We start from the raw sequence: 21,278 nt of genomic DNA, 5'->3' as shown, positions 1-21,278 counted from the left end.
GTTAGCGCCTGCGCAGCGGCTAACGTGGGGCGGATGGGGATCGGTGAGCTCGACCGGGAGGCGCACGTGCCCGAGGTAACTGGCGCCGCCGCGGCGCCCCGCACACTCGCTGAGGCGCTGCGCGCGCGGGGCGACGAGGGGCTCGCCGCGCTGTTGCGTGCCCGGCCCGATCTGTTGAGTCCGGTGCCGAACGACCTGACGCAGCTGGCGACGCGCGCCGGGACGCGGGGTTCGGTGGTGCGTGCCCTGGAGCGGCTCGACCGGTTCGCCCTGCAGACGGCCGAAGCGCTCGCGGTGGCTCAGGACCCGGCGCCGTACCCCGTACTCCTGGGGCTGCTCACCGGCGACGAGGGCGACCCGGAGATCGAGGCGGCGCTGCCGGGTGCGGTGGCGCTGCTGCGCGAGCAGGCGCTGGTGTGGGGCGAGGACGACCGGCTGCGGCTGGTGCGGACGGCGCGGGAGCTGCTCGCGCCGTCGGCGCAGCATCCGTCGCCGACGGGTCTGGGGCCGACGGTGGCCGAGGCGACGTCGGGGATGTCGCCTGGCCGGGTGCAGGAGATCATCGCGGCCGCGGGGCTGCCGGCGACGCACGATCCGGTGTCGGCGGTGGCGGCGCTGACCGGGCTGTTCACCGACCGGGACCGGATGGGGGCGCTGCTGGACACGGCGTCACCGGACGCGTTGTCCGTGCTCGACCGGCTGGTGTGGGGTCCGCCGTACGGCGAGGTGACGGCGAAGCCGGCGGCTCCCGTGCAGTGGCTGCGCGACCACGGCCTGCTGCTTCCGGTGTCGCCGCGGACGATGGTGCTGCCGCGTGAGGTGGCGCTGCATCTGCGGGGCGGGCGGGCGCACCGGGCGCCTGAGCCGGTCGCGCCGGTGCCGGCGGTGCTGCGGGAGTACCGCCCGCAGGTGGTGGACAGTGCGGCGGCCGGGCAGGCGCAGCTGGCGCTCGCGACGGTCGAGGAGCTGCTGAAGTCCTGGGACCGGGGCGGGCCGCCGGTGCTGCGGGCCGGCGGGCTGTCCGTACGCGACCTGAAGCGGACGGCGGCGGCGCTCGACGTGTCGGAGGAGACGGCGGCGTTCTGGCTTGAGCTCTGTTACGGGGCGGGGCTGCTCGCGTCGGACGGTGAGGCGGACGAGCGGTACGCGCCGACGCCGGCGTACGACGACTGGCTCGACCTGCCGCCGGCGGAACGCTGGGCACGGCTCGTCACGCCGTGGCTGACGGCGACCCGGACGCCGGGCGTGGCCGGCGGTCAGGACACGAAGGGCCGGACGCTGTCGGTGCTCGGCCCTGATCTGGACCGGTCGCCCGCGCCGGAGGTCCGGCACCGGGTGCTCGGACTGCTCGCGACGCTGCCGCCGGGTTCGTCGGTGGAGCCGGAGTCGCTGTTCGCGCGGCTGCGGTGGGAGCGGCCGCTGCGGGGGGCGTCGGCCGCGGAGGAGGGCGGCGACCTGCGGTCGCGGCTGGCCCGGTGGGCGCTGGCGGAGGCGGAGCTCCTCGGTCTCACGGGGCGGGGTGCCCTGTCGGGGCCGGCCCGTGCGCTGCTGAACCTTCCGCTGGCGGAGGCGGCGTCGGCCGGGGCGCTGGGCGGGGGCGTGGAGCTGTCGGTCGCGGCGGAGCGGGCGGCGACGCTCCTGGCCCCGCTCCTGCCGGAGGCCGTCGACCACATCCTTCTGCAGGCGGACCTGACGGCGGTGGCGCCGGGGCCGCTGCGGCGGCCGCTCGCCGACGCGCTCGCGGTGCTCGCGGACGTGGAATCGAAGGGTGGTGCGACGGTCTACCGGTTCACACCCGGGTCCGTACGGCGGGCGCTCGACTCCGGGCAGACCGCCACCGACCTGCACGAGTTCCTCAAGGCGCACGCGCGGACGCCGGTCCCGCAGCCGCTCGCCTATCTGATCGACGACGTGGCGAGACGCCACGGCCATCTGCGGGTCGGGGCGGCGTCGGCGTATGTGCGCTGCGACGACGACACGGTGCTGGGCGAGATCCTGGCGGACCGCCGCTCGTCGTCCCTCGGCCTGCGGCGCCTCGCGCCGACGGTGCTCGCGGCGCAGACGGACCCGACGTCGCTGCTCGACGGGCTGCGGTCGATGGGGTACGCGCCGGCGGCCGAGTCGACGACGGGCGACGTTCTGATCACGCGGGCGGACGCGTACCGCACGGGCGCGCGGACGGCCCCGGTGCCGGTGCCGGACGGCCCGCCGGCCCCCGACACGACGCTGCTCGGCGCGGCGGTCAAGGCGATCCGCGCGGGTGACCGGGCGGCGACGGCGGTCCGCAAGGAACCGACGGCCGCCCCGACGGCGGCGGGCGCCCTGCCGCGCACGTCGGCGGCGGAGACGCTGGCGACGGTCCAGGCGGCGGCGATGACGGGCTCGGCGGTCTGGATCGGCTATGTGAACGCGGAGGGCGGCGCGAGCCAGCGGGTGATCGCCCCGGTGCGGGTGGAGGGCGGCTTCGTGACGGCCTACGACCACACGGCGGACGAGGTCCGCACCTACCCGCTGCACCGGATCACGGGCGTGGCGGAACTGGCGGACGACCAGGTGTGACGGACGCGGCCGGGGGCGGGCCGAGGGCCGCGCCGGGGGCCGTGCCGAGGGCCGCGTCGGGGGCCTTCGCAGCATTCACCCCGGTCAGGCACACTGGAGGATTGGCCGTTACGGGAACGGCACGGTGTCGGAAGGACCTGATCACGTGAATGGACCTCTTATCGTCCAGAGTGACAAGACGCTGCTCCTGGAGGTCGACCACGAGCTCGCCGATGCCTGTCGGCGGGCCATCGCGCCGTTCGCCGAGCTGGAGCGGGCGCCCGAGCACATTCACACGTACCGGCTGACGCCTCTCGGGCTGTGGAACGCGCGGGCCGCCGGCCACGACGCCGAGCAGGTCGTCGACGCGCTCGTCGAGTACTCGCGCTATCCCGTCCCGCACGCGCTGCTCGTCGACATCGCCGAGACCATGGCCCGCTACGGGCGTCTGACGCTGTCCAAGCATCCGACGCACGGGCTCGTGCTGACCAGCACCGACCGGCCCGTCCTCGAGGAGATCCTGCGGTCGCGGAAGGTGCAGCCGCTCGTCGGGGAGCGGATCGACCCCGACACCGTCGTCGTGCACCCCTCCGAGCGCGGGCAGATCAAGCAGACGCTGCTGAAGCTGGGCTGGCCCGCCGAGGACCTCGCCGGTTACGTCGACGGCGAGGCCCACCGGATCGACCTCGCCGAGGACGGATGGGCCCTGCGGCCGTACCAGAAGCAGGCGGTGGAGGGCTTCTGGCACGGTGGGTCGGGCGTCGTCGTCCTGCCCTGCGGTGCGGGAAAGACGCTGGTCGGGGCCGGTGCGATGGCCCAGGCGAAGGCGACCACGCTGATTCTCGTCACCAACACCGTGTCCGCCCGCCAGTGGAAGCACGAGCTGGTCAAGCGGACCTCGCTCACCGAGGACGAGATCGGCGAGTACAGCGGTACAAAGAAGGAGATCCGGCCGGTCACCATCGCCACGTACCAGGTGCTCACCACCAAGCGGAAGGGGATCTACCCCCACCTGGAGCTGTTCGACTCCCGCGACTGGGGGCTGATCGTCTACGACGAGGTGCACCTGCTTCCCGCGCCCGTCTTCAAGTTCACCGCCGATCTGCAGGCCCGCCGCCGCCTCGGGCTCACCGCCACCCTCGTCCGCGAGGACGGCCGGGAGTCGGATGTCTTCTCGCTCATCGGGCCCAAGCGGTTCGACGCGCCCTGGAAGGAGATCGAGGCGCAGGGCTACATCGCGCCCGCCGACTGCGTCGAGGTCCGGGTGAACCTGACCGACTCCGAACGGCTCGCCTACGCCACCGCCGAGGCCGAGGAGAAGTACCGCTTCTGCGCCACGACCGCGACGAAGCGGAAGGTGACCGAGGCCCTCGTGAAGAAGTTCGAGGGGCAGCAGATCCTCGTCATCGGGCAGTACATCGACCAGCTCGACGAGCTCGGCGAGCACCTGGACGCACCCGTCATCAAGGGCGAGACGCCGAACGCCCAGCGCGAGAAGCTCTTCGACGCCTTCAGGACCGGCGAGATCAGCGTGCTCGTCGTGTCGAAGGTCGCGAACTTCTCCATCGACCTGCCCGAGGCGACCGTCGCCATCCAGGTGTCCGGCACCTTCGGCTCCCGCCAGGAGGAGGCACAGCGCCTCGGCCGGGTGCTCCGTCCGAAGTCCGACGGCCACCAGGCGCACTTCTACTCGGTGGTCGCCCGCGACACCATCGACCAGGACTTCGCCGCCCACCGGCAGCGGTTCCTCGCCGAGCAGGGGTACGCGTACCGGATCGTCGACGCGGACGAGCTGCTCGCGCCGTAGGACGGCCGCGTGAGCGGTCGCGTGGAGCAGCGGTCGCGTGGAGCCGCGGTCCCGTCCAGCGGTCGCGTAGAGCCGCCGGCTAGTCCATGAGCGCCAGCACGGGGGCCGTGACCGCCAGGACGTACTCGGCGACCACCAGGCCCTTGCGGGGCGCGATCAGGGCCGCCACTCCGGTGAGGGCTCCGGCGAACAGGGTCCAGAACGCCGCCGTGACGAACCCCTTGGCGACGCCGTCCCCCTCGACGGCGTCGCCGAGCACCACCACGACGGTGGCGACGAAGCATGCCGCCAGGAGGAGGAATCCGCAGCCCGCGATGACCCGCAGGGCGCGGGGGCTCGGGGCGTGGGGGTCGGTGAGGTCGGTGCCGTGGGGGCGGTCGGTCAGCGTCGTCGGCGTCGTCGGCGTCGTCATGGGTCGATCACATCAGCCGGCGGACCCGTGGCGGCAGGCGTTCTCGTACTCAGTCGGGGCCGGGCGCGTACTCAGGGCGCGGGTTCCTGACGCCGGCCTCCGGCGGGCCGTAGTCGCCCAGGAGGACGACGCCGGCCGCGGCGCCGCCGAAGGCGCGTATCGCGCGCAGGGCCGTGTGGAGGGGGCGGACCCGGGGGCGGGTCACGGTGGTCACGAGGGTGAAGGTCGTCGCGGTCATGTCTCCATGATGGAATTCGGACATTCATGACACATCGGTCTGGGGGGTGAACCGGGCCGGGGGCCGTGTCCGACGTGAGGCGGACCCCGTCCCCTACGGGATGGAGAAGGGTCGAAACCGTTCGCCCCCAGCCCCGCTCAGGAGTTACACTCGCCAGCTTCCCCGCCTCCCTCCGTGGAGAGCCGCCGCCCGGTCGGTAACCGGCGGCCACCTCGACGTGTCCGCGCACTACCCCCGGAGGCTCCGCCGTGTCCGTGTCCGTGCCCGTTTCCGACGATCCCCTCGCGCGCGAGCGGGCCCACCTGACGTCCTCCCGCGCCGCCCTGCGCGCGATGCGCGAGGACGTGGAGGCGCTCGACATCAAGGACGTCACCGCGAACTGGGTGAACTCGCTGGTGCTCGGGCGGCAGATCGAGGACCGGATCAAGGCGCTCGCGGACCTGTCCCACACCCCGCTGTTCTTCGGGCGCCTGGACTACCTGCACACCACGCAGGAGGGGCAGCGCTTCTACATCGGGCGGCGGCACGTGCACGACGCCGACGGCGACCCGATGGTGATCGACTGGCGTGCGCCGGTCTCGCAGCCGTACTACCAGGCGTCGAAGAAGGACCCGCAGGACGTCGGGCTGCGCCGGCGCTTCGGTTACACGGGCGGCGAGCTCACCGCGTACGAGGACGAGCACCTCTCCGACCCGGAGGAGCTCGAACAGACCAGCCGGCTGCTCCAGGCCGAGATCGAGCGGCCCCGCGTCGGCCCCATGCGCGACATCGTCGCCACCATCCAGCCCGAGCAGGACGGGATCGTCCGGTCCGACCTCTCCGGGACCGTGTGCGTCCAGGGAGGGCCCGGGACCGGTAAGACCGCCGTCGGCCTGCACCGTGTCGCCTATCTGCTGTACGCGCACCGGGAGCGGCTGGCCCGGACCGGGACGCTGGTCATCGGCCCCAACCGGTCCTTCCTCCACTACATCGAGCAAGTCCTCCCCGCCCTGGGCGAGTTGGAGGTCAAGCAGGCCACGGTCGACGATCTCGTCGGCGGGCAGGTCGAGGTGCGGGGCACGGACGAGGCCGCCACCGCCGTCGTCAAGGGCGACGCCCGGATGGCGGAGCTGCTGCGACGCGCGGTGCGTTCGCACGTGGCGCTGCCCAAGGAGTCCCTCATGGTGGTGCGCGGCTCGCGCCGCTGGCGGGTGCCCGCTTACGAACTGGAGGAGATCGTCCAGGAGTTGCTGGACCGTGACATCCGCTACGGGGCCGCCCGCGAGGCGCTGCCGCAGCGGATCGCGCACGCGGTCCTGGTGCGGATGGAGGAGGCCGGCGAGGCGCCCGACGACCGGGTGCAGAACGCCGTCGCGCGCAACACGGCCGTGAAGGCCGTCGTGAAGGAGTGCTGGCCGCTGGTGGAGCCCGCGAAGCTGGTGCTCCGGCTGCTCGGCGACGCGGAGTTCCTGGCGGAGCACGCCGAGGGGCTGTTCACCGAGGACGAGCAGAAGCTGCTGCTCTGGGCGAAGCCCGCCCGGAGCGTGAAGACGGCGAAGTGGTCGGCCGCGGACGCGGTCCTCGTCGACGAGGCGCGGGACCTGGTGGAGCGGACGCACTCGCTCGGCCACGTCGTCCTCGACGAGGCGCAGGACCTGTCCCCGATGCAGTACCGGGCGGTGGGCCGGCGCTGCACGACCGGCTCGGCGACCGTCCTCGGCGACCTCGCGCAGGGCACGACGCCGTGGGCGACGGCGAGCTGGGCGGAGGCGCTCGGACACCTCGGGAAGCCGGAGGCGGTGGTGGAGGAGCTGACCGCCGGTTTCCGTGTGCCGCGTGAGGTCATCGCGTACGCCTCGCGGCTCCTTCCGCACATGTCGCCGGGGCTCGCGGCCGTGGAGTCGGTGCGTGAGAACCCGGGCTCGCTGGACGTACGGCACACGGACGCGCTCGACCGGGACGTCGTCGCGGCCTGTGTCGAGGCGCTGGGCCACGACGGCTCCATCGGGCTGATCGCCGCCGACGCGCGGATCGCCCCGCTCGCGGAGGCGCTGACGGACGCCGGGCTCGCGTACCTCTCCCCCGGCGAGGAGACCACGGCCGAGTCCCGGCTGACGCTGGTCCCGGCCTCGCTCGCGAAGGGCCTGGAGTACGACTACGTGGTCCTGGACGAGCCCGCGGCCGTCGTCGACGGCGAGCCGGACGAGCGGACCGGCCTGCGCCGGCTGTACGTGGCGCTGACCCGTGCCGTGTCCGGGCTGACCGTCCTTCACTCCGCGCCGATCCCGCCGCAGTTGGCGCAGGCGTGAGCCGACCGGGTGCGCCGCATCACGTCGAGGTGTGGGTGGGGGATCTCGCGGTGGCCGAGGCCAGTTTCGGCTGGCTCCTCGGCGCCCTCGGGTACGAGCCCTTCCAGCGGTGGGAGGGCGGTCGCAGCTGGGCGCTCGGCTCCTTCTACCTCGTCGTCGAGCAGTCCCCGGCCCGCACGTCGGACCGGCACGACCGGCTGAGGCCCGGCCTGAACCACCTCGCGTTCCACGCCGGCGACCGGGCCGCCGTCGACGCGCTCGTCGACGCCGCGCCGTCGCACGGCTGGCGGCTGCTGTTCGCCGACCGCCATCCGTACGCGGGAGGCGAGGGCGTCTACGCGGCCTATCTGGAGAACGCCGACGGGTTCGAGGTGGAGCTCGTCGCCGCGCCGGAGAGCGACGCGGACGCGTCGGCCGGCGACCGATGAGTTTCTTCCGGAGCGCCGGTCTATAGGTTGTGTTCGCTGCTGAGCGCCAGGGCTGAGCGGCCGTCATGAACCCTACGGGAGAACCCAGATGCGCACGCTGATCAGCTCCGCCTTCGTCTCGCTCGACGGTGTCGTGGAGGCTCCGGGCGGCGAGCCCGGTTACCGGAACTCGGGCTGGACCTTCAAGGAGGTGGAGTTCGTTCCGGAGGCGTACGCGCTGAAGGGCCAGGAGCAGGAGGAGGCCGGCGCGATGCTGCTCGGCCGGGCCAGCTACGAGGCGTTCAGCGCCGTGTGGCCCGACATGGAGGACTTCGCCCGCTACAAGACGCTGCCGAAGTACGTGGTGTCCACGACCCTCACCGAGGACGACCTGGTCGACAACTGGGGCGAGACCACGATCCTGCGCTCGCTCGACGAGGTCGCCGCGCTGAAGGAGACCGAGGGCGGCCCGATCATCATGCACGGCAGCGCCACGCTGGGCCGTGCGCTGTCGGACGCCGGTCTGATCGACCGGTACCACCTGCTCGTCTTCCCGCTGCTGCTCGGCGCGGGCAAGCGTCTCTTCAGCCAGACGGACAAGGACGCGCAGAACCTGCGGCTCGTCGAGCACGAGGCGTACTCCAACGGCATCCAGAAGAACGTGTTCGACGTCGTCCGCTAGGGGGTGACCGACGCCGCGTACTCCGCGAGTGCCTCGGTGCGGGTGCGGCGGGCGACGGCCGCGAGCACCGGGTTCGTCTCCCGGTAGTAGTGCTCGGTCACCAGGCCCCAGGCCAGGGCCCAGCCGCGCCCCCGCGCCCAGGTCGCGTCGTCGACGCGGGCCGCCTCGCGGAAGAGCGGGCGGGTGGCGGCGGTGAACAGGGTCCAGGCGGGCATCGTGTCGCAGGCGGGGTCGCCCGTACCGACGCCGCCGAAGTCGATGACGGCGCTGAGACGGCCCTCGCGGCCGAGCAGGTTGCCCGGCAGCAGGTCGCCGTGGACCCAGACGGGCGGGCCGTCCCACTGCGGGAGCCGCAGGACGGCCTCCCAGGCGGCCGTGGCGAGGTCGGCGTCGATCAGGCCCTCGGCGCCGAAGTCGTGGATCACGCCCGGCAGGTGGCCCTCCTCCCAGCCGGTGACGTGACCGCCCCGGAAGGACGTGGGCCCGTCGCTCGCGTCGACGGCGCGCAGGGCGGCGCCGAAGCGGCCCAGTGCGACGGCCGCGTGGGCGAGGTCGGTGAGCGGGGCGTCGTAGGTGTCGTCGCCGTCGAGCCAGCGGTAGACCGACCAGGGCAGCGGGAACTCGGCGCTCGCCCCGGCCCGTCCCACCGGGACCGGGACGTCCAGCGGCAGGTGCGGGGCGAGCAGGGGCAGCCAGCGCTGTTCCTTCTCGACGTCGCGCGCGGCGTACGGGACGCGGGGCAGCCGTACGACGAGGTCGTCGCCGAGGCGGTACATCGCGTTGTCCGTGCCCGCCGAGGTGACGCGCCGTACCGGAAGGCCCGCCCACTCGGGGAACCGCCCGGCGACGAGCCGCGCGACGAGGGCGGTGTCGATGTCGAGTTCGCCGGGTCGCGTCGGGGTGGCTGCCATACCGGGGAGGCTAACGAGCGTTCGCCGCCAGAGGCGAGGCATTTTGGCGCCCGCCACGAGCCGGTCCCGGGCCTTACGGGCCGCGATCCGGTCCCGGGCCGCCCCGAGCCGTGCCCCGGGCCGGTCCCGGGCCGTCCCGAGCCGTACCCCGGGCCGGTCCCGGGCCGTCCCGAGCCGTACCCCGGGCCGGTCCCGGGCGCCCGCCGCCCCGAAGCCCCGCCGGCCCCGCCCCCGCCGGAACCCCTACGCGTCCAGCGCCTCGCGCCACGTCCGTACCGCGTCCGCCGAGACGGGGGCGGCCCAGCCCCGGGGGCGGGCCGCGCCGCCGATGTGGAAGGCGTCCAGGCCCGCCGCGCGCAGTCCGGGGAGGTGGTCGAGGCGGAGGCCGCCGCCGACGAGGATCCGGGCCTCGTAGCCGGGCTCGCCCGCGCGGGCGGCCTCGGCCTTGAGGGTGGCCAGGCCGTCGTCGACGCCGGTGGCGGCGCCCGCCGTCAGATAGGTGTCGAGGCCGGGCAGGTCGGCGAGCCGCTTGCGCAGTCCGTCGCGGTCGGCGGTGCGGTCGATCGCCCGGTGGAAGGTCCAGCGGCAGCCGTCGAGGACGGCGATGAGGCGCTCGACGGCCACGAGGTCGGGCTCGCCGTCGGGGGTGAGGAAGCCGAGGACGAACTCGTCGGCGCCCGCCTCGCGCAGGTCGAGGGCCCGGGTCACCAGGGCGTCGACGCCCTCGGGGCCGCCGGCGGCGAAGCCGTCGGTGAGGCGGAGCATCACGCGCAGCGGGATGTCGACGGCGGCGCGGATGGCGGCGAAGCCGGTCCGGGACGGGGTGAGTCCGTCCGCCGCCATGTCGGTGACGAGTTCGAGCCTGTCGGCTCCACCGGTCTGGGCAGCGACCGCGTCTTCCTCGTCGAGGGCGATCACCTCAAGGACTGCACGGTTGCTCATCGAGCCCATTCCTCCATGAATGCGTCTCTACAGGTCTAGTCCAATGACCAGCCTAGCCGTGCGCGTGGTCTCCCGCACCGTGCGTGGCCTCACCGGCTGCGGGTGCGGGCGCCTCGCCGCCGGTCGTGGGCCCGGTCCCGGCCGTGCCCGCCGTCACCGTGAAGGCCGCCGTCCGCACCTCGCCCTCGTGCTGGAAGTCGAGGAACAGGCGGTACGTGCCCGCGCTGGGTGCCGTCGCCGTGAAGGAGACGTCGGGGCCGGGGCCGCCCTCGTTCGGGTGCACATGGAGGTAGGCGAGGTCGCCGTCGCGCAGGGCGACGAGGTGTCCGTACGCCCCGAGGTACGGCTCCAGGTCGGTGACCGGCTTCCCGGCCCTGGTGACGGTGAGCCGGAGCTCGCCGGCCTTGCCGGGGTTCAGGGTGCCGCCGAGGCGGACCTGGTAGCCGTCGACGGTGGCGGTCGGTGCGACGGCGGGCAGCGGCTTCGGCGCGTACGCCCCCGGTACGGAGAGGTCGACGCCGAGTGTGATGCCCCGGGCGCCGGGCGCGGCGGGCTTGAAGTCGGCGAAGGCCTTGTAGCCGCCGGCGCGGGGCAGGTCCGCGACCACCGACCAGGTGCCGTCGGCCGCCTTCACGGGGTGCAGGTGGCGGAAGGTGTGGAGGTCGCGCGAGGCGACGATGAAGTGCAGTTCCCTGCCGTGCTCGGTGGTGAACGCGGTGACCTTCCGGCCGGCCGAGTCCTTGATGGAGAACTTCAGGGTGCTCCTGCCCGCGGCGGGGGCGGGCGTCTCCATGGCCAGGGTGTAGCCGCCCTCGGAGACCTGGAGGCCGCCGGGGGTGTCCGCGGCGGCGGTGTCGGGGGTGTCCGCGGGGGCGCCCTCCTCGTGCCCGCCGTGGCCGTCCGCCGCCGCGCTCTCCGTCGGCGCGGGCGCGGCCGCGTGCTCCCCGTGCCCGGCCTTCTTCGGCTCCTCGACGGGGCCGACGCCCGTGCCGACCCCGTACGCGGCCCCGAAGGTCGCGGCGAGCGCGGCGGCATAGGCGGTGATCTTCACTCCGGTGTTCATGGCTGCTCTCCCGTAGGTGGTGGCGGCGGCGTCGGTAGCCGTTCGCGGCACTTCGGTAACCGTTCGATGCACTTCACCATACCCCTGGGGGGTATCAAGTCAAGCCGGGGAGCTGCTTGCGCGTAATACGGGAGGGGGGTATACATGGAAGGAAGCCGATACCCCCCGAGGGTATCTTGCCCCATCGGAACCGACCGAGGAGAAGCCATGGGCTCCTGCTGCACCCCCGACAACAGCTGCTCGACCACCACGGAGGCCACCGCCGTCGCGGTCGCCGACAGCACCACCACCGTCTACGCCGTCTCCGGCATGACCTGCGGCCACTGCAGGACCGCGATCACCAAGTCCGTCAGCGCGCTCGACGGCGTCATCTCCGTCGACGTCGACGTCGACGGCGGCCTCGTCACCGTGACCACCGGCGGCGAGCCCGACGACGCGGCGGTCACCGCGGCGGTCGACGACGCGGGCTACGAGCTCACCGGCCGCGCCTGACCGACAGCCCCCTCGGCCGCCGTGCTCGCACACCCGCCCGCCCGCGTACCAGCGCCTCCACCCCCGGGGCCGGCGAGTGAGCCGAAGGGGCGCGCCGGGGGAACGGACCCGAGCGCGCGGAGCCTCCCGAGGAACGAGGCAGGCGAGCACGGTCGGGTCCGTGAGCCCGGCTCCAGCGCCCCGGAGGCGGACCGAGCCCCGAAATGAGGAGCAGGAAGAGCTAATGACAACGACGACACCGGGCAGCGCCCAGGTCGAGCTCGCCATCGGCGGCATGACCTGCGCCTCGTGTGCGGCCCGCATCGAGAAGAAGCTCAACCGGATGGACGGGGTCGAGGCCACCGTCAACTACGCCACCGAGAAGGCGAAGGTCACCTTCGACGCCGACATCGACGTCGCCGACCTCATCGCCACCGTCGAGGCCACCGGCTACACCGCCGCCGAGCCCGCGCCCCCGCGGTCCGAGACCCCCGGCGCCCCCGACGGCCCCTCCGACGAGGAGAGGGCCGACGAGGAGCTGCGCCCCCTCAAGCAGCGGCTGATCACCGCCGTCGCCCTCGCCGTGCCCGTCATCGCCATGGCGATGGTCCCGGCGCTGCAGATCGAGTACTGGCAGTGGCTGAGCCTCACGCTCGCCGCGCCGGTCGTCGTCTACGCCGCCTGGCCGTTCCACCGCGCCGCCTGGACGAACGCCCGGCACGGCGCCGCCACCATGGACACGCTGATCTCGGTCGGCACGATCGCAGCCTTCCTGTGGTCCCTGTGGGCGCTGTTCCTCGGGACCGCCGGCACGCCGGGGATGACCCACCCGTTCGAGTTCACGATCGCCCGCACCGACGGCGCCGGGAACATCTACCTGGAGGCCGCCGCCGGTGTCACCGCCTTCATCCTCGCCGGCCGCTACTTCGAGGCCCGCTCGAAGCGCAAGGCGGGCGCCGCGCTCAAGGCGCTGATGCAGCTGGGCGCCAAGGAGGTCACCGTCCTGCGCGGCGGCCGCGAGGTCACCGTGCCCACCGCAGAACTCCAGGCCGGCGACCGCTTCCTGGTCCGCCCCGGCGAGAAGATCGCCACCGACGGCACCGTCGTCGAGGGGTCCTCCGCCGTCGACGCCTCCATGCTCACCGGCGAGTCCGTCCCGGTCGAGGTCTCCGTCGGCGACTCCGTCACCGGCGCCACCCTGAACGCCGGCGGCCGCCTCGTCGTCGAGGCCACCCGCGTCGGCGCCGACACCCAGCTCGCCCGGATGGCCAAGCTCGTCGAGGACGCGCAGAACGGCAAGGCCGCCGCCCAGCGCCTCGCCGACCGGATCTCGGCCGTCTTCGTCCCCGTCGTCATCGCGCTCGCCCTCGGCACCCTCGGCTTCTGGCTGGGCACGGGACAGGGACTGACCGCCGCCTTCACCGCAGCCGTCGCCGTCCTGATCATCGCCTGCCCCTGCGCCCTCGGCCTGGCCACCCCGACCGCCCTCATGGTCGGCACCGGCCGCGGCGCCCAGCTCGGCATCCTCATCAAGGGACCCGAGGTCCTGGAGACCACCCGCAAGGTCGACACGATCGTCCTCGACAAGACCGGCACCGTCACCACCGGCCGGATGACCCTCCTCAAGGTCCACACCGCCGAGGGCGTCGGCGATGTCAGCGAGAGGGACGTCCTGCGGCTCGCGGGCGCCCTGGAGCACTCCTCCGAGCACCCGATCGCCCAGGCCGTCGCCACCGGCGCCGCCGCCAGGGTGGGCACCCTGCCCACTCCCGAGGACTTCGCCAACATCCCCGGCCTCGGCGTCCAGGGCGTCGTCGACGGGCACGCCGTCCTCGTCGGCCGCGAGAAGCTCCTCGACGAATGGGCCATGGCGCTCCCCGCCGGCCTCAAGTCCGCGAAGGACACCGCCGAGAAGGCCGGCAGGACCGCGATCGCGGTGGCCTGGGACGGCGAGGCCCGCGCGGTCCTCGAGGTCGCCGACGCGGTGAAGGAGACCAGCGCCGAGGCCATCAGGCGGCTCCGCGCGCTCGGCCTCACCCCGATCCTGCTCACCGGCGACAACAAGGCGGTCGCCGAGGCCGTCGCCGCCGAGGTCGGCATCGACGAGGTCATCGCCGAGGTCATGCCGCAGGACAAGGTCGACGTGGTCAAGAGGCTGCAGGCGGAGGGCCGTTCGGTCGCCATGGTCGGCGACGGCGTCAACGACGCGGCCGCGCTCGCCCAGGCCGACCTCGGCCTCGCCATGGGCACCGGCACGGACGCCGCCATCGAGGCCGGCGACCTGACCCTCGTACGGGGGGACCTGCGGGCCGCGGCCGACGCGATCCGGCTCTCCCGCAAGACGCTCGGCACGATCCGCTCGAACCTCTTCTGGGCCTTCGCCTACAACGTGGCGGCCCTGCCGCTCGCCGCGGCCGGACTGCTCAACCCGATGATCGCGGGCGCGGCCATGGCCTTCTCCTCGGTGTTCGTGGTCGGCAACAGCCTCCGCCTGCGGGGCTTCCAGGCCGCCGACAAGTGATCCGACGCCGACTCAGCGATGTGACGGGGAGACTGCCATGGCCGGTTACGGACAGCACAAGGAAGACGTCATCAGACGCCTGCGCCGGATCGAGGGCCAGGTCAGGGGCGTGCAGCGGATGGTCGACGAGGACGTCTACTGCATCGACGTCCTGACCCAGGTCTCCGCGATCAACGCGGCCCTCCAGTCCTGCGCGGTGGCCCTGCTCGACGAGCACCTGAGCTGCTGCGTCACGGAGGCCATCGCGCAGGGCGGGGACCAGGCGAAGGTGAAGGTGAGCGAGGCGTCGAGGGCGATCGCCCGGCTGATCCGGACGTGACCTGACGGACTAGGCGGGCGGTGTCAACCGCCCTTGCGTGAGGGACAGTCGGCGGACAGCGTGAGACTCAGCCGGAGACAGAGGCCGAGCAGCCGGCGGAGGAGCACCAGCTCCACCGTTCCGGGAGGACCGGAGTCGCAGACCTTCACGCAGGGGCGGTTCCGCGTAGGCGTCCTCAGGAGGGTCGACATCCCGCCACCGTACCCCTAGGGGGTATATCTGAGCGAGGGGACCGGCCCGTACGATGAGCCGCCCGTAGGGGGAGGGGATGCACGTGCGCCGGCTGGGAGAGCTGGAGGCCGAGATCATGGACCGACTGTGGGCCTGGCAGCGGCCCGCCACGGTCCGCGAGATCGTCGACGACATCAACCGCGGCCGACGGGTCGCCTACACGACCGTCATGACCGTCGCGGACATCCTGCACCGCAAGGGCTGGCTCCGCCGCGAGAAAGCCGGACGGGCCTGGCTGTACGAGCCCGTCCGCAGCCGCGAGGAGTACACCGCGGGCCTGATGCGGGACGCCCTCGGCGACAGCCAGGACCGCCCCGCCGCCCTCCTCCGGTTCGTCGAGGTCATCTCGGACGAGGACATGGACGCCCTCGACGCGGCCCTGCGCGCCGCCCGCGGCGACCACGACCCGCACCCCGGTGGCGGGAGCGGCGTGTGAACGTGAACCATCACGTCCTCGTCCCGCTCGGCCTCGTCGTCCTCACCGGCTTCCTCGTCCCCTGGCTGCTCGTCCGGGCGCGCTGGGCCCAGCAGGCGCCCCGGCTCGCCCTCGGCGTGTGGGCCGCGTGCGGCGCCGCCTTCGCCGCCGCGACCGCCCTGCTGTCGGCCCAGCTGGTCCTGTCCAGCGCCAGCAGCCATCGCCTCGCCGACATGATGTTCGCGTTCCGGCCGCCCACGGTCGAGCAGCTCCTGGGGCTCGACGGGCGGGAGCGGTTCGCCTTCGCGCTGTCCCTCGCCGTGCTCTCGATGCCCGCCGCCGCGTTCGTCCGCCGGCTGGCCAGGGCCCGCCGCGTGCGGGTGCGGCACGCGGGCGTGCTGCGGCTCGTCGGACGGTACGACCCCGCGCTGCGGGCCACCGTCCTCGACGACGAACGCCCCGCCGTGTACTGCCTGCCGGGCCGCTCGCGCCGGGTCGTCGTCTCCTCCGGCGCGGTGGACGCCCTCACACCAGCCCAGCTCGCGGCGGCGCTCGCGCACGAGCGGGCCCACATCGCGGGGCGGCACCATCTCCTCGTCGCCGCGGCGGAGGCCTTCGCCGCCGTGTTCTCGCGCCTGCCGCTCGCCCGGCACGGGGAGGGCTCCGTACCGCTGCTGCTCGAAATGGCCGCGGACGACCGGGCCTTGCGCCGGTGCACCAGGGACGCGCTGGCCACGGCGCTGTACGCGCTCGCCTCGGGGCGGGCGCCGCGGTCCGCGTTCGCGGCGGGCGGCCCGTCGGCGGCGCTGCGGATGCGGCGCATCCTCACCCCGCACAGCGCCGGACATCCCGTCCTGCGCGGTCTGCTGACCATCGCGGCCGCGGGTCTCGCGATGACGCCCTTGATCGTCGCCTGCTGTTCCTTCCCCGGTTAATCGACTCGCTTCAGTACCTGCGATCAGTACGTCCGACCTGCCGAACAGCGCTATTTACTAAGCGAATTCGTAGATTTCGCATCGGTCACGAACAACTGAATTCCCCGCTATTGTGGGTATGTTGGGGTTCGGGCTCGGCACGTCGAAGGGTACAAAACCGATGCAGCTGGCTGGCGTTCGGACGGCCGCGGCCGGCGATGCGACGACGATATCCAGGCTGCTCGCCGACGTCATTCGGAGCAGCTACGCGGGAATCCTGGACGAAATCCCGATGCGGCGACTGATCTCCGCACAATGCGCACTCCCCCGCATACGCGCGGAAATTGAAATTCCCGGGGGCGCGCCCGGCTGGCTCGGCTGGCTCGTCGCGACCGACGCGGAGGGCGCGGTCGTCGGTGTCGCCGCGGGCGGTGTCCCGGTGCCGGGCGAGGGCGAGGTGTACGCCCTCGCGGTGGCGTCCGGCTCCCGCCGCCGGGGGGTCGGTACGGCGCTCCTCGCGGCGGCCACGGACCGGATGCGGAACTTCGGGGCGCGGGACCAGCGGGTGGAACTCCCCGCGGAGGCGGACCCGGCACTGCCCTTCTACACCCACCTGGGCTTCGCCGCGCTCTCCGCCCGGCGCTGGAGCAGAACGCTGTAGCGGCGGCCGCACTCCGGGGCGTGGCAGATCCACGCCATCGCGTGTTCACGCAGCCCGATCCGGTGGATCGGGATTCCTCCCCCAGGTCAGGATGGGTCCAGCGACGCGGGCCCCGGCGGCACGGGTACCTCGTCCGGACGGCATGGACCGAGCGAGCCCCTGGAGGAGCGATGCACACACCGAGCGGCACTTCCCTGCACGTCGTGCCCGCAGCGTTCGCTCCGGTCCTGCCGTCCCGGTACGGCCGGGAGCCGGAACCCGCCCCCGGTGCCGGCGTCCGGGTCACCTCGGACACCCTGCCGGGACTCGAGTCCGTCTCCCCCGCCGACGAGAACTCCGTCTGGCTGCACGACGCCCTGCTCGGCCCCCACAGCGCGGACATCGTCCGGTATCTCAGCCTCGCCCGCTCCACCGGCGGACCCGTTCTGGACCTCGGCTCCGGCGCCGGGCGGCTCGCCGTCCCGTTCGCCCGGCACGGCTTCGCCGTGGAAGCCGTGGACCGGGACGCCTCGGCCCTGGAGCGCCTCGACGGCTGGGCCCGCCGGATCGGTCCCCAGGTGGCCGGGCTCGTCGTCACCCACCGGACGGACCTGACCGAGCTGCGGCTCGACGGCAGCTACCGGCTCGCGCTGCTCGCGGGCGCGATGGTCGCCGCCGTACCCCCGGCACGGCGGCCCGCGCTGCTGCGGGAGGTGGCGTCCCACCTGCAGACGGGCGGGGCGCTCGCCCTCGACTACACGGCGCACCAGCTGCCGGGACTCATCGCGGAGCCGCGGCGGACCTGGGCGTTCCAGGTGCCCCGCTTCGACGGCGTCGACGAGTGGGTGGTGGCCCGGCAGGTCTTCGACCTGCCGTCGATGAGCGAGCGGATCACGTACTACGCGGCGAGGACCGGGAAGCTGTCCACCGAGCGGGTCGTGCTGACCACCGACAAGTGGATCGTCGATCCCGAGCGGCTCGCGGCGGAACTGCACTCGGCGGGCCTGCACATCGAGGGCCGGCGGCGGCACCGGATCGACGAGCGGACCGAGTCCGTCCTGCTCGTGTGCCGGACGGAGGACTGACCGGACGGAGGACTGACCGGACGGACGGCTGACGGGACGGACGACGGTACGGACGGACGGCTGGGCGGACCGGCGGCTGGGCGGACCGGTGGCTGGGCGGACCGGTGGCTGGACGGACGGCTGGGCGGACCGGTGGCTGGACGGACGGCTGGGCGGACCGGCGGCTGGACGGACGGCTGGGCGGGCGGACGAAGAGCCCTGACGAGGTTGACGAGCAAGAGGTACGATGCCCACAAAAGTTTGAGCCGACCAGATGGCGGGCGGGCGGGCGGAGAAGATGGCAGTCGTGGAAGAGCTGACGGGCCGCGAGGCGGTGATCCAGCGCCTGCGCGACGTCGGGCTGCGGGTCACGGGTCCGCGCCTGGAGGTGCTCACGGTGCTCGCCGCCGGCGGCCATCTCGACGTCGAGGCGATCACCGCCACCGCCCGCGAGCGGCTCGGCACCCTGACCAGCCAGGCCGTGTACGAGATGCTGCGGCACTTCCAGGAGACGGGCCTGGTCAGCAAGTTCGACCGGCCCGGCCTGCCCGCGGTCTTCGAGATCTCGGGTCCCGCGCACCAGCACGCCCTGTGCACGGTGTGCGGCCGCGTGGAGAACGTCGCGGCGGCCGCGCCGAAGGCACCCGAGAGCGCCCTTCCGGAGTGGCGCCTGGACGACGCGGAAGTCGTCTTCAAGGGCCTGTGCCCCGACTGCCGGGCGAGCGCCCCCGCCGCCTGAGCCGCAGCCGGGCGCACGCGAGCGGCCGGCCGCCGGGCGCGCACGACGGCGGTCAACTCCGTGCGTGTCGTTCGAATATGTGGCAGGGTCTAGCGGGGCGATTCAACAGGGTCCGCGTGGATCCGAGGGGAGTCTGCTGCGCCGTGTCCAGAAACGCCGCCGTGTCCCGCGCGGGCAGCGAGCAGGCTCTCGCCGTGTACCAGGAGCTCCGCACCCGCCCCGGCACCACCTTCGACCAGGTCGCCGACGGCCTGCAGCTCTCCGCCGAGGAGCGGGAGCGATGTCGTGAGGAACTCGCCGCCTTGGGGCTCACCACCGCGGACCGCTCCGGCGCCCGGACCGTCGTCGACCCCGACGTCGCCCTGCTGCGGCTGCTCCGCCGGGAGCGCGACCGGCTCCAGGAGCGCCTCGCCGCGACCAGCCGCGCGCACACCGCCCTCGAATCCCTCGCCGGACCGTTCCTGCGCGCCGGAGCCACGCCCCGCTCCGAGGTCGAGGTGGAGATCGTCACCGACCCGCAGCGGGTGCTGCGCGAGCTGACCGAGCTGACCGAGTCCGTCCGTACCGCCGTCCACGTCATGCACACCGGGTCCGTACGCCGTGAGGACATGGCCGCCGAGCTGGACCGGGACCGCTGCCGGGCCGCCCGCGGGGTACGGGTCCGCGCCATGTACAGCCGACGGGTCGGCACCGTGCCCGAGATGACGCAGCACCTGGCCGACCGGGCCGCGCTCGGCGTCGAGCTGCGGCTCTCCCCCGTCGTACCGATGAACATGGTCCTCGCCGACGAGAACTTCGCCCTGCTGCCGACGGACCCGCACGACCCGGACTCGCCCACCATCCTGGCCCGCGGCCCCGGCCTCGTCCGCTCCTACCTCGCCCTGTACGAGTACTGCTGGCAGGCGGCGTCCCGGTACGGCGAGGAGCCCGGCGAGAGCGGGGGTGACGGCGACGGGCTGTCCGACCAGCAGCGGGCCGCGCTGCACATGCTGGCGTCGGGCATCAAGGACGAGCAGATCGCCCGGAGCCTCGGGGTGTCGCTCAGGACCGTCAGCCGGCTGCTCTCGGAGGTCATGCAGGAACTGGGCGCGGCGAGCCGCTTCGAGGCCGGGGTGAAGGCGGCGCGGCTCGGCCTGCTCGACGGCGAGGGGCCCGAACAGGGGGCCTAGTACGAGGAGTTCCGGTGCGAGACGGTAGGTGCAGGTACGGGTACGGGCACAGCAGGACGGACTCCCGCCGAGCCGTATGACAAGGTGAGGGCGGGGCGACTCGGAGGATGAGGGGGTCACTTCGCCATGGTCACTGGGGGCGACGACATCGGGGACGGCACGACCGAGGTCCTGCTTGCCGTGTACCAGGAGCTGCGCCGTCGGGGCGTCTCGGACTTCGAGGAGGTCCGCAGGGAACTCGGGCTAGCCGCCGAGGAGTACGAGCGATGTCGCGGCGAACTCCTCACCCTGGGACTGATCGTGCCGACCGGCCAGGCGCACGCCACCGTCACGGCCGTGCGGGACGGCAGCTGGCGTTCCGAGACGGACACGGTGGCGGCGATCGACCCGGAGATCGCGCTGCTGCGGCTCCTGGAGCGGGAGCGTGAGCGGCTGCGGGAGCACCTGGCGGAGGCGGACGAGGCGTACAGCACGCTGGAGATCCTCGCGGGTTCCTATCTGCGGGCCGAGGCGCTGACGAAGGCGGAGGCGCACGTCGAGGCGCTGACCGACTACCGCAGGATCCAGCAGGCCATCGAGGACATCACCGATGTGATGCAGGAGAGTTCGGCGGCGCTGCACCCGGGGACGCCGGGGCGGCAGAACCCGGACCGGATGCTCGACCGGGACCGGCGGCAGATCGCCAACGGGGTGCGGGTGCGGGCCATCTACGGCCGGCAGGAGGCCACGGACCCGCAGATGGAGAAGTTCCTGGGGCAGCGCGCGGAGCTGGGTGTGGAGATCCGTCTGGCCCCCGTCGTCCCGATGAACCTGATCATCGCCGACCAGCAGTTCGCCCTGGTGCCGATCCGGCCCGAGGAGCCGGGCGAGGGCGCGATCCTGGCGCGGGGCACCGCGCTCGTACGGCCGTATCTGAGCCTGTACGAGCACTGCTGGCACACGGCGACGCCGTACGGCAACGAGGCGACGGCCGAGGCGGGCGGCGACGGCCTTTCGGAGCAGCAGCGGGCCGCGCTGCACATGCTCGCCTCGGGGATGAAGGACGAGCGGATCGCGCGCACGCTCGGGGTGTCGCTGCGGACCGTCAGCCGGATGATCTCGGAGCTGATGCAGGAGCTGGGCGCGACGAGCCGGTTCGAGGCGGGGGCGCGTGCGGTGCGGCTCGGCTGGCTGGACTGACCGCCGGAACGGGGGAATGGGCGGAGGTCGTGGAAATACCGGGGCCCCACAATCGTGGCAGCGATTGCGGGGCCCGGCGGCGCGAGAACTTGTCTGGTGAAATGCGCTCGGAATGACGTCAGTTGGTCGGGGTCGGCTTCGGCGGAACGACCGGCCAGCCGTTGTCCTCGGCTACTCCGGCGATGGTCTGCGGGGTGACCGGGTGGTCGATGCCGGAGCCGACGGCGAAGGTGGCGCCGCCCGCGACGGCGGTACAGGCGGCCACCGCGACCAGGAGCTGACGGACGGCCTTGCGGATTCCGGTGTTCTGCGCAACGGACATGATTCC

The 21,278-nt window shown here is 73.3% G+C and carries 22 protein-coding genes; 15 read left to right on the top strand and 7 right to left on the bottom strand.

The window, feature by feature from the left end:
* The first annotated feature begins 33 nt into the window (after nt 1-33).
* The gene (locus ACIP84_RS29750) at nt 34-2,559 is read left to right on the top strand and encodes a helicase C-terminal domain-containing protein (RefSeq protein ID WP_355963828.1); all 2,526 of its coding nucleotides are present in this window, start codon (nt 34-36) and stop codon (nt 2,557-2,559) included.
* Between the two features lie 145 nt (nt 2,560-2,704).
* The gene (locus ACIP84_RS29745; protein WP_030322109.1) at nt 2,705-4,345 is read left to right on the top strand and encodes a DNA repair helicase XPB; all 1,641 of its coding nucleotides are present in this window, start codon (nt 2,705-2,707) and stop codon (nt 4,343-4,345) included.
* Nucleotides 4,346-4,424: 79 nt separating this feature from the next.
* Here ACIP84_RS29745 and ACIP84_RS29740 read toward each other — a convergent pair whose 3' ends face one another.
* Nucleotides 4,425-4,757: a hypothetical protein gene (locus ACIP84_RS29740; protein WP_401801917.1), complete on the bottom strand. Its 333-nt coding sequence runs from the start codon at nt 4,755-4,757 to the stop codon at nt 4,425-4,427.
* A gap of 49 nt (nt 4,758-4,806) precedes the next feature.
* Nucleotides 4,807-4,995, bottom strand: a complete 189-nt coding sequence (locus ACIP84_RS29735; RefSeq protein WP_355963831.1) for a hypothetical protein — start codon at nt 4,993-4,995, stop codon at nt 4,807-4,809.
* A gap of 260 nt (nt 4,996-5,255) precedes the next feature.
* Between ACIP84_RS29735 and ACIP84_RS29730 the strand changes: the two genes are divergently transcribed.
* From ACIP84_RS29730 to ACIP84_RS29720, 3 genes are all read left to right on the top strand, one after another.
* Complete coding sequence (locus ACIP84_RS29730) at nt 5,256-7,283, top strand: HelD family protein (RefSeq protein WP_401802237.1); 2,028 nt, start codon at nt 5,256-5,258, stop codon at nt 7,281-7,283.
* Nucleotides 7,280-7,711: a VOC family protein gene (locus tag ACIP84_RS29725; RefSeq protein WP_319311025.1), complete on the top strand. Its 432-nt coding sequence runs from the start codon at nt 7,280-7,282 to the stop codon at nt 7,709-7,711. The genes ACIP84_RS29730 and ACIP84_RS29725 overlap by 4 nt, the downstream gene beginning before the upstream one ends.
* An 88-nt stretch (nt 7,712-7,799) precedes the next feature.
* Nucleotides 7,800-8,372 (top strand): dihydrofolate reductase family protein, encoded by a 573-nt coding sequence (locus ACIP84_RS29720; protein WP_355963832.1) that lies wholly within the window; start codon nt 7,800-7,802, stop codon nt 8,370-8,372.
* On the opposite strand, the gene ACIP84_RS29715 is transcribed toward ACIP84_RS29720, so the two are convergent.
* The 3 genes from ACIP84_RS29715 to ACIP84_RS29705 form a co-directional block, all read right to left on the bottom strand.
* Nucleotides 8,369-9,283, bottom strand: coding sequence for an aminoglycoside phosphotransferase family protein (locus tag ACIP84_RS29715; RefSeq protein WP_401801913.1), 915 nt, complete (start codon nt 9,281-9,283; stop codon nt 8,369-8,371). The two genes, ACIP84_RS29720 and ACIP84_RS29715, sit on opposite strands and share 4 nt — an antisense overlap.
* Nucleotides 9,284-9,526: 243 nt before the next feature.
* Nucleotides 9,527-10,225 carry a copper homeostasis protein CutC gene (locus ACIP84_RS29710; protein ID WP_355963836.1) on the bottom strand — a complete coding sequence of 233 codons (699 nt, stop codon included), beginning with the start codon at nt 10,223-10,225 and terminating at the stop codon, nt 9,527-9,529.
* 52 nt (nt 10,226-10,277) lie between these two features.
* Complete coding sequence (locus ACIP84_RS29705; protein ID WP_401801910.1) at nt 10,278-11,288, bottom strand: hypothetical protein; 1,011 nt, start codon at nt 11,286-11,288, stop codon at nt 10,278-10,280.
* Between the two features lie 207 nt (nt 11,289-11,495).
* On the opposite strand from ACIP84_RS29705, the gene ACIP84_RS29700 reads away from it, so the two are divergent.
* The 3 genes from ACIP84_RS29700 (at nt 11,496) to ACIP84_RS29690 (ending at nt 14,599) form a co-directional block, all read left to right on the top strand.
* Nucleotides 11,496-11,780: a cation transporter gene (locus ACIP84_RS29700; protein WP_355963840.1), complete on the top strand. Its 285-nt coding sequence runs from the start codon at nt 11,496-11,498 to the stop codon at nt 11,778-11,780.
* Between the two features lie 223 nt (nt 11,781-12,003).
* Nucleotides 12,004-14,280, top strand: a complete 2,277-nt coding sequence (locus ACIP84_RS29695) for a heavy metal translocating P-type ATPase (RefSeq protein WP_401801906.1) — start codon at nt 12,004-12,006, stop codon at nt 14,278-14,280.
* Between the two features lie 37 nt (nt 14,281-14,317).
* On the top strand, nt 14,318-14,599 hold the full coding sequence (locus ACIP84_RS29690) for a metal-sensitive transcriptional regulator (protein WP_401801903.1): 282 nt from the start codon (nt 14,318-14,320) through the stop codon (nt 14,597-14,599).
* Nucleotides 14,600-14,622: 23 nt separating this feature from the next.
* On the opposite strand, the gene ACIP84_RS29685 is transcribed toward ACIP84_RS29690, so the two are convergent.
* Nucleotides 14,623-14,790 carry a hypothetical protein gene (locus ACIP84_RS29685; protein ID WP_401801900.1) on the bottom strand — a complete coding sequence of 56 codons (168 nt, stop codon included), beginning with the start codon at nt 14,788-14,790 and terminating at the stop codon, nt 14,623-14,625.
* Between the two features lie 83 nt (nt 14,791-14,873).
* Between ACIP84_RS29685 and ACIP84_RS29680 the strand changes: the two genes are divergently transcribed.
* From ACIP84_RS29680 to ACIP84_RS29650, 7 genes are all read left to right on the top strand, one after another.
* Complete coding sequence (locus tag ACIP84_RS29680; protein ID WP_355963844.1) at nt 14,874-15,266, top strand: BlaI/MecI/CopY family transcriptional regulator; 393 nt, start codon at nt 14,874-14,876, stop codon at nt 15,264-15,266.
* Nucleotides 15,263-16,180: a M56 family metallopeptidase gene (locus ACIP84_RS29675; protein ID WP_401801897.1), complete on the top strand. Its 918-nt coding sequence runs from the start codon at nt 15,263-15,265 to the stop codon at nt 16,178-16,180. The genes ACIP84_RS29680 and ACIP84_RS29675 overlap by 4 nt, the downstream gene beginning before the upstream one ends.
* A 160-nt stretch (nt 16,181-16,340) precedes the next feature.
* Nucleotides 16,341-16,820 carry a GNAT family N-acetyltransferase gene (locus tag ACIP84_RS29670; protein ID WP_355963848.1) on the top strand — a complete coding sequence of 160 codons (480 nt, stop codon included), beginning with the start codon at nt 16,341-16,343 and terminating at the stop codon, nt 16,818-16,820.
* 203 nt (nt 16,821-17,023) lie between these two features.
* Nucleotides 17,024-17,884, top strand: coding sequence for a class I SAM-dependent methyltransferase (locus tag ACIP84_RS29665; RefSeq protein WP_355963850.1), 861 nt, complete (start codon nt 17,024-17,026; stop codon nt 17,882-17,884).
* A gap of 286 nt (nt 17,885-18,170) precedes the next feature.
* The gene (locus tag ACIP84_RS29660) at nt 18,171-18,602 is read left to right on the top strand and encodes a transcriptional repressor (protein ID WP_355963852.1); all 432 of its coding nucleotides are present in this window, start codon (nt 18,171-18,173) and stop codon (nt 18,600-18,602) included.
* 143 nt (nt 18,603-18,745) lie between these two features.
* Nucleotides 18,746-19,771 (top strand): LuxR C-terminal-related transcriptional regulator, encoded by a 1,026-nt coding sequence (locus ACIP84_RS29655; RefSeq protein WP_401801893.1) that lies wholly within the window; start codon nt 18,746-18,748, stop codon nt 19,769-19,771.
* Nucleotides 19,772-19,897: 126 nt separating this feature from the next.
* Nucleotides 19,898-20,950 carry a LuxR C-terminal-related transcriptional regulator gene (locus tag ACIP84_RS29650; RefSeq protein ID WP_401801891.1) on the top strand — a complete coding sequence of 351 codons (1,053 nt, stop codon included), beginning with the start codon at nt 19,898-19,900 and terminating at the stop codon, nt 20,948-20,950.
* 118 nt (nt 20,951-21,068) lie between these two features.
* On the opposite strand, the gene ACIP84_RS29645 is transcribed toward ACIP84_RS29650, so the two are convergent.
* Nucleotides 21,069-21,272 carry a hypothetical protein gene (locus ACIP84_RS29645; RefSeq protein WP_355963857.1) on the bottom strand — a complete coding sequence of 68 codons (204 nt, stop codon included), beginning with the start codon at nt 21,270-21,272 and terminating at the stop codon, nt 21,069-21,071.
* Nucleotides 21,273-21,278 lie beyond the last annotated feature (6 nt).

It is taken from the genome of Streptomyces sp. NPDC088707 (assembly GCF_044752725.1).
In the GTDB taxonomy this organism is placed as follows: Bacteria; Actinomycetota; Actinomycetes; order Streptomycetales; family Streptomycetaceae; genus Streptomyces.
The sequence above is the reverse complement of the archived record's forward strand: the minus strand, read 5'-3'. Positions and strand labels throughout refer to the sequence as shown.

Excerpts from the sequence above, each read along its gene's own strand:
- ACIP84_RS29705 (WP_401801910.1), bottom strand. The coding sequence starts at position 11,288 with ATGAACACCGGAGTGAAGATCACCGCCTATGCCGCCGCGCTCGCCGCG.
- ACIP84_RS29710 (WP_355963836.1), bottom strand. The coding sequence starts at position 10,225 with ATGAGCAACCGTGCAGTCCTTGAGGTGATCGCCCTCGACGAGGAAGAC.
- ACIP84_RS29685 (WP_401801900.1), bottom strand. The coding sequence starts at position 14,790 with ATGTCGACCCTCCTGAGGACGCCTACGCGGAACCGCCCCTGCGTGAAG.
- ACIP84_RS29650 (WP_401801891.1), top strand. The coding sequence starts at position 19,898 with ATGGTCACTGGGGGCGACGACATCGGGGACGGCACGACCGAGGTCCTG.
- ACIP84_RS29645 (WP_355963857.1), bottom strand. The coding sequence starts at position 21,272 with ATGTCCGTTGCGCAGAACACCGGAATCCGCAAGGCCGTCCGTCAGCTC.
- ACIP84_RS29670 (WP_355963848.1), top strand. The coding sequence starts at position 16,341 with ATGCAGCTGGCTGGCGTTCGGACGGCCGCGGCCGGCGATGCGACGACG.
- ACIP84_RS29700 (WP_355963840.1), top strand. The coding sequence starts at position 11,496 with ATGGGCTCCTGCTGCACCCCCGACAACAGCTGCTCGACCACCACGGAG.
- ACIP84_RS29715 (WP_401801913.1), bottom strand. The coding sequence starts at position 9,283 with ATGGCAGCCACCCCGACGCGACCCGGCGAACTCGACATCGACACCGCC.
- ACIP84_RS29750 (WP_355963828.1), top strand. The coding sequence starts at position 34 with ATGGGGATCGGTGAGCTCGACCGGGAGGCGCACGTGCCCGAGGTAACT.
- ACIP84_RS29735 (WP_355963831.1), bottom strand. The coding sequence starts at position 4,995 with ATGACCGCGACGACCTTCACCCTCGTGACCACCGTGACCCGCCCCCGG.
- ACIP84_RS29740 (WP_401801917.1), bottom strand. The coding sequence starts at position 4,757 with ATGACGACGCCGACGACGCCGACGACGCTGACCGACCGCCCCCACGGC.
- ACIP84_RS29720 (WP_355963832.1), top strand. The coding sequence starts at position 7,800 with ATGCGCACGCTGATCAGCTCCGCCTTCGTCTCGCTCGACGGTGTCGTG.
- ACIP84_RS29690 (WP_401801903.1), top strand. The coding sequence starts at position 14,318 with ATGGCCGGTTACGGACAGCACAAGGAAGACGTCATCAGACGCCTGCGC.
- ACIP84_RS29695 (WP_401801906.1), top strand. The coding sequence starts at position 12,004 with ATGACAACGACGACACCGGGCAGCGCCCAGGTCGAGCTCGCCATCGGC.